The 13,135-nt window shown below is 55.6% G+C and carries 15 protein-coding genes; 9 read left to right on the top strand and 6 right to left on the bottom strand.

The annotated features are described in order from the left end of the window. The first annotated feature begins 69 nt into the window (after positions 1 to 69). From ACYCZJ_RS00765 to ACYCZJ_RS00755, 3 genes are read left to right on the top strand one after another with little or no spacing between them, the layout of a single operon-like run. On the top strand, positions 70 to 711 hold the full coding sequence (locus ACYCZJ_RS00765) for a phosphatidylserine decarboxylase (protein WP_461552310.1): 642 nt from the start codon (positions 70 to 72) through the stop codon (positions 709 to 711). 7 nt (positions 712 to 718) lie between these two features. Continuing rightward, positions 719 to 1,495 (top strand): CDP-diacylglycerol--serine O-phosphatidyltransferase, encoded by a 777-nt coding sequence (gene pssA, locus ACYCZJ_RS00760; RefSeq protein ID WP_461552309.1) that lies wholly within the window; start codon positions 719 to 721, stop codon positions 1,493 to 1,495. A gap of 33 nt (positions 1,496 to 1,528) precedes the next feature. Further along, positions 1,529 to 3,067 carry a 2-isopropylmalate synthase gene (locus ACYCZJ_RS00755; RefSeq protein WP_461552308.1) on the top strand — a complete coding sequence of 513 codons (1,539 nt, stop codon included), beginning with the start codon at positions 1,529 to 1,531 and terminating at the stop codon, positions 3,065 to 3,067. 23 nt (positions 3,068 to 3,090) lie between these two features. On the opposite strand, the gene ACYCZJ_RS00750 is transcribed toward ACYCZJ_RS00755, so the two are convergent. From ACYCZJ_RS00750 to ACYCZJ_RS00730, 5 genes are all read right to left on the bottom strand, one after another. Beyond that, positions 3,091 to 4,236 carry a GGDEF domain-containing protein gene (locus ACYCZJ_RS00750; RefSeq protein WP_461552307.1) on the bottom strand — a complete coding sequence of 382 codons (1,146 nt, stop codon included), beginning with the start codon at positions 4,234 to 4,236 and terminating at the stop codon, positions 3,091 to 3,093. A gap of 41 nt (positions 4,237 to 4,277) precedes the next feature. After that, complete coding sequence (locus ACYCZJ_RS00745) at positions 4,278 to 4,637, bottom strand: DUF2069 domain-containing protein (protein ID WP_461552306.1); 360 nt, start codon at positions 4,635 to 4,637, stop codon at positions 4,278 to 4,280. Beyond that, positions 4,634 to 5,326 (bottom strand): HugZ family pyridoxamine 5'-phosphate oxidase, encoded by a 693-nt coding sequence (locus ACYCZJ_RS00740; protein WP_461552305.1) that lies wholly within the window; start codon positions 5,324 to 5,326, stop codon positions 4,634 to 4,636. The genes ACYCZJ_RS00745 and ACYCZJ_RS00740 overlap by 4 nt, the downstream gene beginning before the upstream one ends. Then, complete coding sequence (wrbA, locus tag ACYCZJ_RS00735) at positions 5,323 to 5,916, bottom strand: NAD(P)H:quinone oxidoreductase (protein ID WP_461552304.1); 594 nt, start codon at positions 5,914 to 5,916, stop codon at positions 5,323 to 5,325. Before wrbA ends, ACYCZJ_RS00740 begins: the two co-directional genes overlap by 4 nt. A gap of 201 nt (positions 5,917 to 6,117) precedes the next feature. Then, a complete protein-coding gene (locus tag ACYCZJ_RS00730) occupies positions 6,118 to 7,713 on the bottom strand; it encodes a hypothetical protein (protein ID WP_461552303.1) in 1,596 nt (531 codons plus the stop codon). Positions 7,714 to 7,824: 111 nt separating this feature from the next. Here ACYCZJ_RS00730 and ACYCZJ_RS00725 point away from each other — a divergent pair, with 111 nt between their 5' ends. Both ACYCZJ_RS00725 and ACYCZJ_RS00720 read left to right on the top strand, forming a co-directional pair. Then, positions 7,825 to 8,217, top strand: a complete 393-nt coding sequence (locus ACYCZJ_RS00725; protein WP_461552302.1) for a hypothetical protein — start codon at positions 7,825 to 7,827, stop codon at positions 8,215 to 8,217. After that, positions 8,214 to 8,786 (top strand): YqhA family protein, encoded by a 573-nt coding sequence (locus ACYCZJ_RS00720; RefSeq protein WP_461552301.1) that lies wholly within the window; start codon positions 8,214 to 8,216, stop codon positions 8,784 to 8,786. Before ACYCZJ_RS00725 ends, ACYCZJ_RS00720 begins: the two co-directional genes overlap by 4 nt. Positions 8,787 to 8,852: 66 nt before the next feature. Here ACYCZJ_RS00720 and ACYCZJ_RS00715 read toward each other — a convergent pair whose 3' ends face one another. Beyond that, positions 8,853 to 10,253: an aspartate ammonia-lyase gene (locus ACYCZJ_RS00715; protein ID WP_461552300.1), complete on the bottom strand. Its 1,401-nt coding sequence runs from the start codon at positions 10,251 to 10,253 to the stop codon at positions 8,853 to 8,855. Positions 10,254 to 10,303: 50 nt separating this feature from the next. Here ACYCZJ_RS00715 and ACYCZJ_RS00710 point away from each other — a divergent pair, with 50 nt between their 5' ends. Genes ACYCZJ_RS00710 through ACYCZJ_RS00695 form a run of 4 tightly spaced genes read left to right on the top strand, consistent with a single transcriptional unit; the run spans position 10,304 to position 13,132 of the window. Then, the gene (locus tag ACYCZJ_RS00710) at positions 10,304 to 10,768 is read left to right on the top strand and encodes a TlpA disulfide reductase family protein (protein WP_461552299.1); all 465 of its coding nucleotides are present in this window, start codon (positions 10,304 to 10,306) and stop codon (positions 10,766 to 10,768) included. A 35-nt stretch (positions 10,769 to 10,803) separates the two neighbouring features. After that, entirely contained in the window at positions 10,804 to 11,316 is a 513-nt protein-coding gene (locus ACYCZJ_RS00705; RefSeq protein WP_461552298.1) for a thioredoxin family protein, read from the top strand. Then, entirely contained in the window at positions 11,313 to 12,608 is a 1,296-nt protein-coding gene (locus ACYCZJ_RS00700) for a TolC family protein (protein WP_461552297.1), read from the top strand. Before ACYCZJ_RS00705 ends, ACYCZJ_RS00700 begins: the two co-directional genes overlap by 4 nt. 5 nt (positions 12,609 to 12,613) lie before the next feature. Continuing rightward, on the top strand, positions 12,614 to 13,132 hold the full coding sequence (locus ACYCZJ_RS00695) for an efflux RND transporter periplasmic adaptor subunit (protein WP_461552296.1): 519 nt from the start codon (positions 12,614 to 12,616) through the stop codon (positions 13,130 to 13,132). Positions 13,133 to 13,135 lie beyond the last annotated feature (3 nt).

Raw genomic sequence — 13,135 nt, 5'->3', positions numbered from 1 at the left:
CCAGGAGGCACGGAGACGTCAAAATATTGTCGTTCCGTGCCTTTATTCATTGATTAAACATACTCAAAATTGAAAAATTATCCCCATCCCATTATTGCTCGTGAAGGCTGGCCTTTTCTGGCCGCTGCCGCGTTAATTTCCATTGTCGCAAGCGTATTCGCAGGTTGGCTATGGGCATTACCCTTGTGGGTGATCACACTGTTTATACTGCAGTTTTTTCGTGATCCGCCACGCTTTATCCCGCAAGGTGATAATCTGGTGTTGAGCCCGGCAGACGGACGTGTGGTCAAGGTGGAGCGGGTAACCGACCCCTATCTCAAACGCGAGGCATTGATGGTCAGTGTGTTCATGAATGTGTTCAACGTGCACTCGAATCGTAGTCCGGTCGATGGCACCATCAAAAAGGTATGGTACTTTCCGGGTAGTTTCGTGAATGCCGCATTGGACAAAGCATCGGTTTCCAATGAGCGCAATGCCATGTGGATCAAAACGAAATCCGGCCAGGATGTGACTTGCGTGCAAATCGCCGGGTTGGTGGCACGCCGTATCCTGTGTTACGTCAAGGCCAAGGATAAGCTGACCCGTGGGCAGCGCTACGGTTTTATCCGGTTCGGGTCACGTGTGGATGTCTATCTGCCGCTGACCGCGCGGGTCAAAGTGGCGCTGGGCGACAAGGTCAGCGCCAGCAGCGATGTGCTGGCTGAGCTATAAAGCAGACATGGCAGACAATCGTCCTCTCAAATCGATGAGCAATGACCGGGTGCAGCGGCGTGGCATCTATCTGTTACCCAACCTGTTTACTACGGGCGCCTTATTCGCCGGGTTTTACGCCATTGTGCAGGCAATGAATGGTGCTTACGAACTGTCTGCTGTGGCGATTTTTATTGCCATGGTGCTGGATGGTCTGGATGGCCGGGTGGCGCGTCTGACGCATACCCAGAGTACATTTGGCGCAGAGTATGACTCGCTCTCGGATATGGTGTCATTCGGTGTGGCACCTGCCCTTGTGGCCTATGTGTGGGCCCTCAAAGGTTTGGGGAAACTGGGCTGGATTGCCGCCTTTATCTACTGTGTGGGTGCAGCATTGCGTCTGGCGCGTTTCAATACCCAGCTGGAAGTTGCCGACAAACGCTTTTTTCAGGGGCTGCCGAGTCCTGCCGCCGCTGCCCTTATTGCCGGACTGGTATGGGTGATGAACAAATACGGAATTCAGGGCGCGGACGTGCATTGGCTTGCGTTTGTCGTGACCTTGTTCGCCGGGTTGACGATGGTCAGTAATATACCCTACTACAGCGGCAAGGAAATCAACCTGCGTCGCAGCGTACCGTTTATTGTGGTATTCCTGATTGCGATGGCATTTGTGCTGGTTGCCTATAGTCCGCCCGATGTATTGTTTGCAATTGTCGCGTTGTATGCCCTGTCAGGCTATGCAATGTCAGTATGGCAATGGTGGCATCGCAGACGGCACGGCAGAATTTCCGAAGCCGAAAAATAATAGCAAAATATTGTTTTTGTAAGGGATGTATCCATGAGCCAAGACCATTTAATCATTTTCGATACGACCCTGCGCGATGGCGAGCAAAGCCCGGGCGCTTCGATGACGCGCGAGGAAAAAGTACGCATCGCTCGCCAGCTCGAGCGGATGCGCGTGGATGTGATCGAGGCAGGATTCCCTGCTGCCTCCAATGGCGATTTCGAGTCGGTCAAGGCGGTAGCGGATGCCATCAAGGACAGCACGGTATGCGGTCTGGCGCGCGCACTGGAGCGCGATATCGAGCGTGCCGGCGAAGCGCTGCGCGGTGCCAGGTCGGCGCGTATCCATACCTTCATCGCTACCAGTGCGATCCACATGGAAAAAAAACTGCGCATGAGCCCGGATCAGGTGATCGAGCAGGCGGTCAAGGCAGTCAAATGGGCACGGCAATATACGGATAACGTGGAGTTTTCTCCCGAAGATGCGGGACGCTCCGATCCGGATTTCCTGTGCCGGGTGCTGGAGGCGGTCATCGATGCCGGGGCGGGGACATTGAATATCCCGGACACCGTTGGCTATAGCATGCCAGCCCAGTTTGGCGGGTTGATTCACGATCTGCGCAATCGCATTCCGAATGCCGACAAGGCGGTGTTCTCGGTGCATTGCCATAATGACCTAGGTCTGGCAGTCGCCAATTCGTTATCAGCGGTATTGAACGGCGCGCGCCAGGTGGAATGTACGATCAACGGTTTGGGCGAGCGTGCCGGTAACGCCGCACTGGAAGAAATCGTCATGGCGGTACGCACGCGCCAGGATGTATTTGGTTGCGAAACGCGTATCGATGCAACCCAGATCATGCCAGCTTCGCGTCTGGTATCCGGGATCACCGGTTTTGCGGTGCAGCCGAACAAGGCCATTGTCGGCGCCAATGCGTTTTCACATGAATCCGGCATTCATCAGGATGGTGTGCTCAAGCATCGCGAAACTTACGAAATCATGCGAGCTGAAGATGTCGGGTGGAGCGCCAATAAAATGGTGCTGGGCAAGCACTCGGGGCGGAATGCATTTCGTACGCGTCTGACCGAGTTGGGTATCGAGTTGGGTTCAGAAGAAGCGCTCAATGCCGCTTTCGCCCGATTCAAGGAACTTGCCGACAAAAAACACGATATCTTCGATGAAGATCTGCAGGCGCTGGTCAGCGGCGAGGCTGCCGCCAATACGCCGGAATTATTCAAGCTGGTTTCACTCAAGGTTTGTTCGGAAACCGGTGAGATTCCCAGCGCACGTGTGGTGATTGCCGAAAATGGCCAGGAGAAGAACGGGAGTGCCGAAGGCGGTGGCCCCGTGGATGCGACATTCCGGGCACTGGAGTTCATCGTCAATAGCGGAGCAGAATTGCAACTCTATTCCGTGAACAACATCACAACGGGTACCGATGCGCAAGGCGAGGTTACCGTGCGGTTATCCAAGGGTGGGCGGATTGTGAACGGACAGGGCGCTGACACTGACATTGTGGTTGCTTCAGCCAAGGCTTACTTGCATGCGCTGAATAAACTGCTTGGCAAGCTGGAACGTGCACACCCCCAAGTGTAACGGGTTTGCAGGTAAAGGGCCGGTCAGATTGAAGGGCCAAGCTTAACGGGCAATTGGTCCACGCGTTGCAGGCCGCCATGCAGTGTAGCAGCCTTGGAGTGATAGAGTGCGGTGTCAACTTTATCCAGCACGGCTTCCAGGCTGCGCCCATCTCGTGGCGCCTCGCCCATTCCGATAGTCGCGCTGCACTGATAGCCTCGCTCGGTGCACCAGTGCGCGAAAGCTGCCTGAATGCGCCGGGCGATTGGTTCGCTCTGGTCAAGCGGGGTTTCCGGCATCAAAACGATGAATTCGTCGCCACCGTAACGCGCCCTGATATCGCCGGCGCGGGTATTTTCGAACAGGATGTCGGAAAAACGCCGCAATACCTGGTCGCCATGAGCGTGTCCGTGATCATCATTGACGCGTTTGAACTGATCCAGATCCACAAACATCACGCTGGCCATGCCGCCATAGGTTGCGATACGATCAAACAATGATGTGGCGGTTTCCACCAAGCCGCGGCGGTTCATCAATCCGGTCAGCGTGTCCTGTTTACTGCTGCGTTCCAGCAGATGCTGTGCGGTCTCAATCCGGCTCATCAGGACGTAGGCATAAATCAGAATAATGCTGCCGAACAGGTTGAGAAAAACCATCCCGGCCGAGATGCCGTGTGTGCCGTAGGCGAAGCGAAAACTGAGTGCCAGCATGATAGCGAGAAAACTCCCAACCAGTGCTTCACCAAACATGCGCATCCCGTAACGCATGCCATTGCCCAGCACAATCATGATGAATACCACCAGCGATGGCGGAATATCATAGGGGTCATTCACCATGCACGTGGCGACCAGGGCGATGTCCACCCACATCGCCAGCCGGTAACGCGCAGGATGAATAGGGTGGCGCCATGCGTGGTAAAACGCAGCAGTAGTGAAGGCAAAATAACCGGCGAAAATAATATTGAGCGTAGCGAGCGGTATATGCTCACCGGACGTGGTTGCCGGGATATTGAAAAATGCCCATCCCAGCGCGCAAAAAAGATAGCGGGTGAAAAACTGGATACGCTGTTCGCCAAATGTAGGGAACCGCATTGTTGTATGGGAAGGATGTGGGCCGCGTCGCTCCTGCTCACGCCGGTCATCGGGCTCACGGCGGTCACTGGCACGGCGTAGCGGTGGGGGGTGTTCCATCCCGAGTGAACCTGGTGAATTATGATTGCGAAATCATCCCACTAAAGATTCCGATGGGCAAGGCGTCCGAGATCGCGTGCGTAGTAAATGGTGCTGAGGAAAAAAACAATGGAGAGCATGGTTTCACCCCCGGCGAGCCATGCGGACAAGCCATGATCCGACCACGCCCGTACCACACCTTCGGTGAAGTACAGCAGAATCAGCATGGAGGCCCACTGGTAGGTATAGCGCTTGCCGCGCAGGATGCCGAACAGAGGAAATAGCAGAGGCAATACTTTAAGAATCAGCATCGAGCCACCAGGCTTGAGCGGTGCGAGCCAACCTTCCCATGCCACCAGCAGAAATATCAGTGCGATCAGGCTGGCAATGCTGGTGTAATGCAGTATGACAATCCTCTTCATGCGCGACATGCCTCGGCCATGGCAACCAGTGCGCTACGCGCACTTTGTGCATCCAGCACTGGCTGGTTGAAATCGAAGCGCAGTTGCTGTGCGCCGGCACGCACATCGAATCCATCGGTATCGATTCCGAGCATGTGCGCGGAGCTGGTATTGACACCATGAAAATGGCGGCAATATGCCGCCAGGTTGTGCTGATGGTCTGTATTCATATGCGCGATAATTGCGTCCTCCTGAGCCGCCAGCTGGTTCTCTGGTGCTGCAAAACTGCTGACTTCGATCCAGTGGATTGCTCCAAAGCCGCCAATAAAACGGATATGCGCCGGCTCAATCCGGTAAAAGAAAAAGTCATGGGTGGCAAAGTAATCAACCGCACCCGGAAAATAACGCAAATAGCGCGCCCTGAGCGCGGTCTGGTCTTCCATGCGGGTGCAATGGCCAACCACTGTCACCCGCGCGTTGGCTTGTATGTCGGTACTGGAATCGTGTGCCAGCAGGCTGACGCGCGGGTCTGCCGCGATATTCTTGGTATGCTCGGCCAGTGTGCTGATGAGGATGACCGGGCGTGCCTGATGATCCAGTACAAAAGGGGTAACCGAGCCGAACGGGTAGCCATCGAGTTTTTTTGACAGCGTAGACAATACCCCATGTCGTTGCTGACGTAACAGTTGACGTGCCTCGATGGTACTCATGCGGCCAGCTTCAATGCTGTTTGCGCGAGGCGCTTGCCGAGCGCGAATGCAAGTTTGCGTTCATCTTCGCTGATCGGCCGATCGCCTGCCGCTCCGGCTACATGGCTGGCGCCGTAAGGTGTGCCGCCGCCTGCGGTAGCGGTGAGCTCGGGTTCGGTATAGGGAATGCCGAGCACTATCATGCCATGGTGCAGTAGCGGCATCATCATCGACAGCAGCGTGGTCTCCTGCCCGCCGTGCATGCTGGAAGTAGAGGTAAACACTGCCGCCGGTTTGCCCGCCAGCGCCCCTTTCATCCACAGCCCTGCAGTGCCATCCCAGAAATATTTCATGGGCGCTGCCATGTTGCCAAAACGCGTGGGGCTACCGAGCGCCAGGCCGATGCATTGCTGCAGATCTTCCAGTTCAACATAGGGAGCCCCGCTTTCCGGTACCGGCGGGGCTGCGGTTTGAGTGACGGACGCAACCTTGGGTACGGTGCGAATGCGCGCCTGCGCACCGGGCACGGAATCAATGCCGTGCGCGATAATCTGTGCCAGCTGTTTAACTGCGCCGTTCTGGCTGTAATAAAGTACAAGTATGTCTTGCATGGTAAATACCCCTTTTCCATTCTGCATTATATCGTCTGACGCTTGGCTTGATGCCCAGGATAATTTGGGCAACACTCAAAGGAATTCGTTCAGACCGGGTCAGGCGCATGGGCGTCTTCAAATTTACCGATTGTGTGCAGTATTGATGATAGCCGGATGTGTGGGCAGGACTTACCCGGATGTTGAATTTCCACAAACGGCCTAGCTGATTTCCTGGAATTCAAATAAATCGAAATTGTGGGTGTGTTCCAATACTTTGCCGGGCAGTATGCTGCTGTTGGTTGCCGCGCTTAATTCGAGCGGTATACCCGGGACGTAAACACCGCGTGGTACCAAAAGCTGCTGAGGCAATTGCAGTATGGGGTTGGCCGGTAACAGCAAGGCTGGCTGATTGGTGCGGATTCGGCCTATTGCGTTGCGTATCCATACCGGTTGCGGATTGGGTGACAACATTTGCAGGCCGAACTCAATCCGGTCGGCAGGGGAATTACGCAACCAGCGCACCACGCCTATATTCCAGAGCGGTAGCTGGTGTGAGTGTACCGCGACCACCTCACCCACTTTCAGATTGACGCTGGTGCTGTTGCGCTTATGCAGGGCCAGCCCACTGGCACTGTCATTGGTCACGATCCAGTGGGTAGCGATGATATCGGTACGATGGTTGCGGCCACGCGCCGAAATGCTACTGATGTTGATTTCGTCTGGGTCAAACGTGCCTTGTTGGGTGTTATCGGGGGCGGAGTGTGCCGCCAGCAGAAAGCCATGGATTGCCCGGATGCCGGTACAGAGTTCCGCCCCGTCATCGGTTCCACCGCGCCGATTGAAATGCCGGGTTGGTTCGTGTCCCCAATTGCGTATCAGCCGCTGCAATAAACCCTGATATGTCGCTTCATCTGCATAACCTGGCAATCCCAGCTGAACCGCCGATTTGCCTGACTTGAGAAGGTTGAATAACTGGTGGAGTCGACGCGCGAGTTCCAGGGTATTGAACAAATAGTCATGGGCTGGATCAGTGGTGCCGGTATAACGAAATAATGGCAGCGGCGGCTGATCTTTATCCGGACTGATCAAAAACAGGCCATTGGTCTGTAACGGTGATGTCAGGGGCTGGGTTTGCGCAATGTCACCATACAATCTCAGCAGATCGAGCACCTTGCTGACCTCACCCAGAGTCAGGCGGTATGGATCTGCCGTGGCAATCAGTAAGCACAGGCGATAGAGTTGACTGACACTGGCGGGGGGCGTGTCGGTGATGATGTCATCCGGAGCATTCTGGTGAACGGCATAACGGTAAATTTGATGTATTTCTGACCACAGGCCGGTTGGGACATCCGCGTAGCCTTCGTAACACAAGGTCAGCAGGCGCGAATTGGCGGACAAAATGCGCTGCATGGTTTGCGTCTGATCCGGCTTGCTGCGGAAACTGAGAAGACGTCCGCTGCTCGCCTGTAGCACAATCTTGTAACCGTTGGCCAATTCGATCAGGAGTTCGCGCGCCAGTGTTGCGAGCTGGTGCTGTTTTTCTGTCAATGGCAAGGCAGCGTCACTGATTTGCAGTTTAATGGCGCCAGTCAGTGTGTGTACGGTGACGCGGTAAAGTTCCAGCAGTTTCTGGCGGGAGTCATCTGCTATAGCCTGGCGATTTTGTGCTGCGAGAGAGAGCAACAGTGCTTGCGCTGATTCATGCAAATTGGCAACGGGTAAACGTTCCAGCCATGTTTGCAAGTATTTGGGGCGTGTTTCGGCGAGATGACCAAGGCTTGGATCAGGAACAGGAAGCGCAAGATTGAGGTGCATGTGGCGCCGGATATTTGTTTTAGGTGTGGTGAGAAAATTCTAGGGCTTATCCGCCATTTTGTAAAACCGGCGTGTCGTTAAGCGGGAAGTCAGGCAGGTATAATGCCACGGATGAAAAAAACAAAATGCATTGAATGGTCTGTTGGTACGATCGTATGGCTGCTGCTATCGTACGCCATCCACTACTGGTTAGGGTTGCAAATGCTTACTGTCGGCACGCTGCAATGGAGCTATGGGCTGAGTTATGCTGTGTTGGCTGCGCTGGTGCTGGGCTCAGTGGCGCGACTGCGCATAACCGCTCAGGCGCCGGTATGGCGCATGCTGGCATTGCTGGTCTCGACAGCGCTGGCGGCACTGGAAATCAGCCTGCAAGGCCATCCTCGGCAAGATTTTGTGATGTTGCTGGCAGCAGCGGTGGCGGGCGCATCTGCAATAATAATCATTGCCAGATATTTGCCGCGCAAGGTTTTGCACCGTTGGTTTGGCATAGAGGAGCAAGTGTGAAATTCCTGGAATTAATGTTCGAGGCTGCCTTGTGGCGCAGCCGGTATATGGTGGTGCTGGCGGTGGTGGCGAGTATGGCTGCTGCGGTGGCGGTCATGTACGTGGCGACGGTGGATGTGGTGTATCTGGTCGGTCATGTCGCGCATTACGCGGATCCGGGTCTGTCGGCTGATGCGCGCAAGGCAATCCACGACGAGACGATTACCCATGTGGTAGAAGTGGTGGATGGCTATCTGCTCGCCACCTTCATGCTGATTTTTTCACTGGGGCTGTACGAGTTGTTCGTTAGCGATATTGACGAGGCGCACGGCAGCCACGCGTCCGGCAAGATTCTGGTGATCAACAATCTGGATGACTTGAAACAGCGTCTGGCTAAAGTCATCCTGATGATTCTGATTGTGACCCTGTTCGAGAAAGCGCTGCAAATCAGAATGGATAGCCCGCTGGATCTGCTCTATCTGGGTGGTGGTATTGCGCTGATCGGCGTGGCGCTGTACTTCACCCATGCGGCAGAATCTCACGGCAAGGGGAGCGATGAGCCTGATAAAAAGGCTGGCTCCGGACACTGAGTGAGAAGCTAAAGACGGCCAGTGCTTCATCTGGCCGTCTTTATATTTCCTGTGAAACGGACGAGATCAGCCTCCCCCGCCGCCACTCCCCACACCGTGCGCGGCTTGCAACACCAGTGCGTTGAATTCGGCCTCGCTCATCAGTTTATGGGCGGTGACAATCTCGCGTACCGGCTTGCCGGTTTGCTCCGATTCCTTGGCAATTTCTGCTGCCTTCATATAGCCGATGCGGGTATTCAACAGGGTCGCCAGTCCGACGCTGTCGTGGATGAAACGCTCGCAGCGCTCGCGGTTGACCACCAGCCCCTTGAGATTTTTCTCGGTGGTGGCGTTGATCGCGTTGGTGAGCCAGTCCATGGCATCGAACAGGGCTGAGCCGAGGGCCGGCATCATCACATTCAGCTCCAGTTGTCCGGCCTGGGTCATGTAAGCTACGGCGGCGTCCTGCCCCAATACCTGATAGCACACCTGGTTCAACATTTCGAACATTACCGGATTGACCTTGCCGGGCATGATGGAAGAGCCGGGCTGCACCGGCGGCAGGGTGATCTCGCCCAGCCCGGTGCGCGGACCGGAAGCCAGCAGGCGCAGATCGTTGGCGATACGGGTCAGCTCCAGGGCCAGCCCGCGCAGCGCGGCGGACAGCGCCTGCATGTCGAACATGGATTGCATCTGCGCAGCCAGATCGCCCACACCGATGGCTTCCACGGTCAGCGCGGCCAGTTCGGCGGCCACGCGATCCGCGTAGTCGGGCGAGGTATTCAGCCGGGTGCCCGCAGCCGACCCTCCCAAGCCGGTCTGGCACAGTAGCGGGCGTACGGCGGCAAGATTGGTTGCGGCGCGGCGCAGGGTCCAGGCGTAGGCGGCGAACTCGCGGCCGATGGTGGTCGGCACCGCATCCTGTAAATGAGTGCGGCCGCTTTTGACGGTGTCGTGCTCGCGCCCGGCGATCTGTTCAAACGCAGCTGCCATGGACTCGCTGGCCGCCAGCAGGCGTGGCAGCTTGGCCAGCAGCGCCAGTCGGATCGCGGTGGGGATGGTGTCGTTGGTGCTCTGTCCCATGTTGACATGGTCATTGGGGTGGATCGGTGCGTACTGGCCTTTTTCACCGCCCAGCGCTACGTTGGCAAGGTTGGCGATGACTTCGTTGCTGTTCATGTTGTGACTGGTGCCTGCACCCGCCTGAAAGCGGTCCACCACGAACTGATCCAGCAGTTCGCCCGCCAGGATGCGCTCGCATGCGGCTACGATGGCATCGCGCTGGGTGGTAGTGAGCCAGTCCGGCTGGCAGTTGGCGCGCGCGGCGGCGAGCTTGACCTGCACATGGGCACGGATGAAGTCGGTATCCGGCATACGCCCCGAGATGGGAAAATTTTCCACTGCGCGCGCAGTCTGGATGCCATACCAGGTGTTGCGAGGAACTTTAAACTTTCCCAATGAGTCTTGTTCAATGCGGTAGTCAGTCATGGTTTAATGGCGGGCAATTTAAACAAATTTGCAATTATAGGAGTTTATGCATGTTGAAACGAATTTTGCTGTTACTGGCTATGCTGACAGTGACCGCTACTGCCTCGGCATTCAGCCTGACCGACAGCAAGGGCAAGGTGCACACGCTGGACAGCTACAAGGGGAAGTGGGTGCTGGTAAATTTCTGGGCGACCTGGTGCCCGCCTTGCCTGGAAGAGATACCTGCGCTGAATGCATTGCATGACAAATACAAAAATACCAAGCTGGAAGTGATCGGCATCGCCATGGAATACCAGAGCCCTAAACAGGTACTGGATTTTGCCGATAGTATGTTTATCAGCTATCCAATCGTGCTGGGAAGTTCTAAGATTGCGGCACAGTTCGGCCCTGTTCAGGGTTTGCCAACAACTTACCTGTTTAACCCCGCAGGTAAACTGGTTGCCTATCAGGTGGGCGGGATTACCCAGCAGGCTGTAGAGAACTATATTAATAGTAAAAACGCCACACAAAAATAACCACCTGCGAAATGCGGGGGATGAAGGAGACGGCAATGTTACGTATTTTAGGTATCGCCTTGTTGATGTTCGCAACCACGGCGCTGGGCGAGGTGCGCGATGTGCAGACTTATTTTTTCCAGCCCAAGCTGGGCGATTTCAAGAGTGAGTTGCAAACCGCCCGGAAGGAAAACAAGACGGGCGTGCTGATCATGTTTGTCCAGGAAGGTTGCCCGTTCTGCGAGCGCATGAAAACAACCGTATTGAATCAATCCAGCGTGCAGGATTACTATCGCAAACATTTTCTGGTCTTCGAAATGGATGTGAAAGGTGATACCCCCATGGTGGATTTCAAGGGCGCCGATACGACCGAGAAAGACTTTGCGCTTAAAAACCGTGCACGTGCCACACCCACTTTCCTGTTTTTCAATACCAAGGGTGATCTGGTTACCCGTTACATCGGCGTTACCCGGGATGCGGATGAATTTCTGCTGCTGGGGCGTTATGTAGTGGATGGCGTCTATAAGGATAAGCCGTTTGCAGCTTACAAGATGCAAGCGCAGAAATGATTTATCCGCGTTGTTTTTTGTCAGCCATCGTGCTGGCAGGCGCGTTCATGTCGGTATCCGCCCACGCATTGACTTTGGCCGAAGCGCTAGCCACTGTTGATGCGCCCCATCCGGACATACGCAGTGCCGAAGCAGACTTGGCTGTTGCACGTGCTGACCAGCAGGCAGCTGCCGCCAGCCGTGATCTGACGGTCAATTTCGAAGGCATATTGCGCCGTGGGCGTCAGTCCGTCGGAGCAGATGCCTGGAGCGCAGACAATAGCGCGCGTATTGTGGCACGTAAAAATCTGTATGATTTTTCGCGTGGCGAATATGCCATCAGCGCCGCCCGTGATGAGATGAGCGCGCGTGAAGATGCACTGCTGGATACGCGTGATCAGCGCCGTTTAAAGATCATGACGCGATATTTTGATGTGCTGCTCGCCGATGAGCAATATGCGGCCGACAATGAATTCATGACGGTAGCCTATGTGTCCATGGACCATGCGCGCGACCGGGTCAAGGTCGGGCAAATGTCGCGGCCTGATTTTGCTATTCTGGAGGCGCGCTATCAGGACCTGCGTGAAAAACGCAACGCCAGTCAGGCCCAACAGCGTATTACCCGCGCATTGCTTGCGGATGCCCTCAACCGTCCCGGTGAATTGGCCTCGAATCTCGAAGACCCCAAGTTGCCGGATAACAATGTCAAGCTGCCCGAGTATGAAAAATTGTTGCCTTGGGTGCTGGAGCATAACCGCCTGATGCGTGCCCAGTTGCAATTGCTGGCCGCAGCACAGCAGCGCCTGGCCGGGCTGCGCCATGAAAATTCTCCAAGCCTGGATGCGGAAATAGCGGCGGCTGACTACAGTCGCACCTCGATTACACGTGATAGTGTCAGTGCAGGGGTGATTCTGTCCTGGCCACTCTACCAGGGTGGGCGCATAGATGCGCGTATCTCACGCGAGCAAGCGCAATTTCAGAAACTGCAGGCAGGAGCGGACAAGCTCCATATGCAGATCGCGCAAAGCCTGCTGGAAACGCTGCTCGAAATTCAGCAACTGCGGGATAGCAGCCGTCCCGCAGCCCAGGAACAGATTAAATACCGGGATGTTGCGCTGGATCGCAGCCGTGCCGATTATGAACTCGAACTCAAAACGGATTTGGGTGATGGTATGGCACAGACCTTGGCTGCAGCATTACGGGCCCGCCGTGTGGAATTTCGACTGGCGCTGGCGCTGGCCCGCTTGCAGGCTTTGGCCGGCAAGCCGCTGGCTGACATTGTGGCGCTGACCGATAAACAATCAAAAGGATGAGCGTTATGAAAGCTTTGTGGGCACTGGTATTTTTATTCGGCAGCCTGTCTGCCTCGGCGACAGGTGAGGCGACTCGAATACAGAGTGTTCCGCTGACCACCCCTGTGTCGGGCGTGGTCAAAAACGTATTTGTCAGCGTAGGTCAGCAGGTTAAAAAAGGTCAGCCGCTGCTGGCGCTGGATGATGCCATCTATCAGGCGCGCGTCATGGAAGCCGAGGCTGGCGCAGTACGTGCCAAGGAAGAGGATCTGGATGCGGGGCGTAATCTGGCGCGCGCTAAAGAGCTGTATAGCCGTGCAGTGAGTTCAACTACCGAGATGGATGCAGCCAGGTTGCGCAGTGCACAAGCGGATGCGGCTTCAAAAGAAGCGCAGGCGCGTTTGATCATTGCGCGAAAAAATCAGCAATACACGATATTGCGTGCACCCTTTGACGGTGTGGTGAAGGCGCGTCTGGTTGAGCCGGGCATGTATGTGGCGACGACGCTACAGCCGCCCACGCTGATTGTGCTGGAAAAACGCTAATCC

The organism is Sulfuriferula sp., from assembly GCF_054605375.1.
The sequence above is the reverse complement of the archived record's forward strand: the minus strand, read 5'-3'. Positions and strand labels throughout refer to the sequence as shown.

What these genes read in the sequence shown, in the direction of transcription:
- pssA (WP_461552309.1), top strand. Translation starts at nt 719, where the DNA reads ATGGCAGACAATCGTCCTCTCAAATCGATGAGCAATGACCGGGTGCAG.
- ACYCZJ_RS00755 (WP_461552308.1), top strand. Translation starts at nt 1,529, where the DNA reads ATGAGCCAAGACCATTTAATCATTTTCGATACGACCCTGCGCGATGGC.
- ACYCZJ_RS00750 (WP_461552307.1), bottom strand. Translation starts at nt 4,236, where the DNA reads ATGGAACACCCCCCACCGCTACGCCGTGCCAGTGACCGCCGTGAGCCC.
- ACYCZJ_RS00745 (WP_461552306.1), bottom strand. Translation starts at nt 4,637, where the DNA reads ATGAAGAGGATTGTCATACTGCATTACACCAGCATTGCCAGCCTGATC.
- ACYCZJ_RS00740 (WP_461552305.1), bottom strand. Translation starts at nt 5,326, where the DNA reads ATGAGTACCATCGAGGCACGTCAACTGTTACGTCAGCAACGACATGGG.
- wrbA (WP_461552304.1), bottom strand. Translation starts at nt 5,916, where the DNA reads ATGCAAGACATACTTGTACTTTATTACAGCCAGAACGGCGCAGTTAAA.
- ACYCZJ_RS00730 (WP_461552303.1), bottom strand. Translation starts at nt 7,713, where the DNA reads ATGCACCTCAATCTTGCGCTTCCTGTTCCTGATCCAAGCCTTGGTCAT.
- ACYCZJ_RS00725 (WP_461552302.1), top strand. Translation starts at nt 7,825, where the DNA reads ATGAAAAAAACAAAATGCATTGAATGGTCTGTTGGTACGATCGTATGG.
- ACYCZJ_RS00715 (WP_461552300.1), bottom strand. Translation starts at nt 10,253, where the DNA reads ATGACTGACTACCGCATTGAACAAGACTCATTGGGAAAGTTTAAAGTT.
- ACYCZJ_RS00710 (WP_461552299.1), top strand. Translation starts at nt 10,304, where the DNA reads ATGTTGAAACGAATTTTGCTGTTACTGGCTATGCTGACAGTGACCGCT.
- ACYCZJ_RS00705 (WP_461552298.1), top strand. Translation starts at nt 10,804, where the DNA reads ATGTTACGTATTTTAGGTATCGCCTTGTTGATGTTCGCAACCACGGCG.
- ACYCZJ_RS00700 (WP_461552297.1), top strand. Translation starts at nt 11,313, where the DNA reads ATGATTTATCCGCGTTGTTTTTTGTCAGCCATCGTGCTGGCAGGCGCG.
- ACYCZJ_RS00695 (WP_461552296.1), top strand. Translation starts at nt 12,614, where the DNA reads ATGAAAGCTTTGTGGGCACTGGTATTTTTATTCGGCAGCCTGTCTGCC.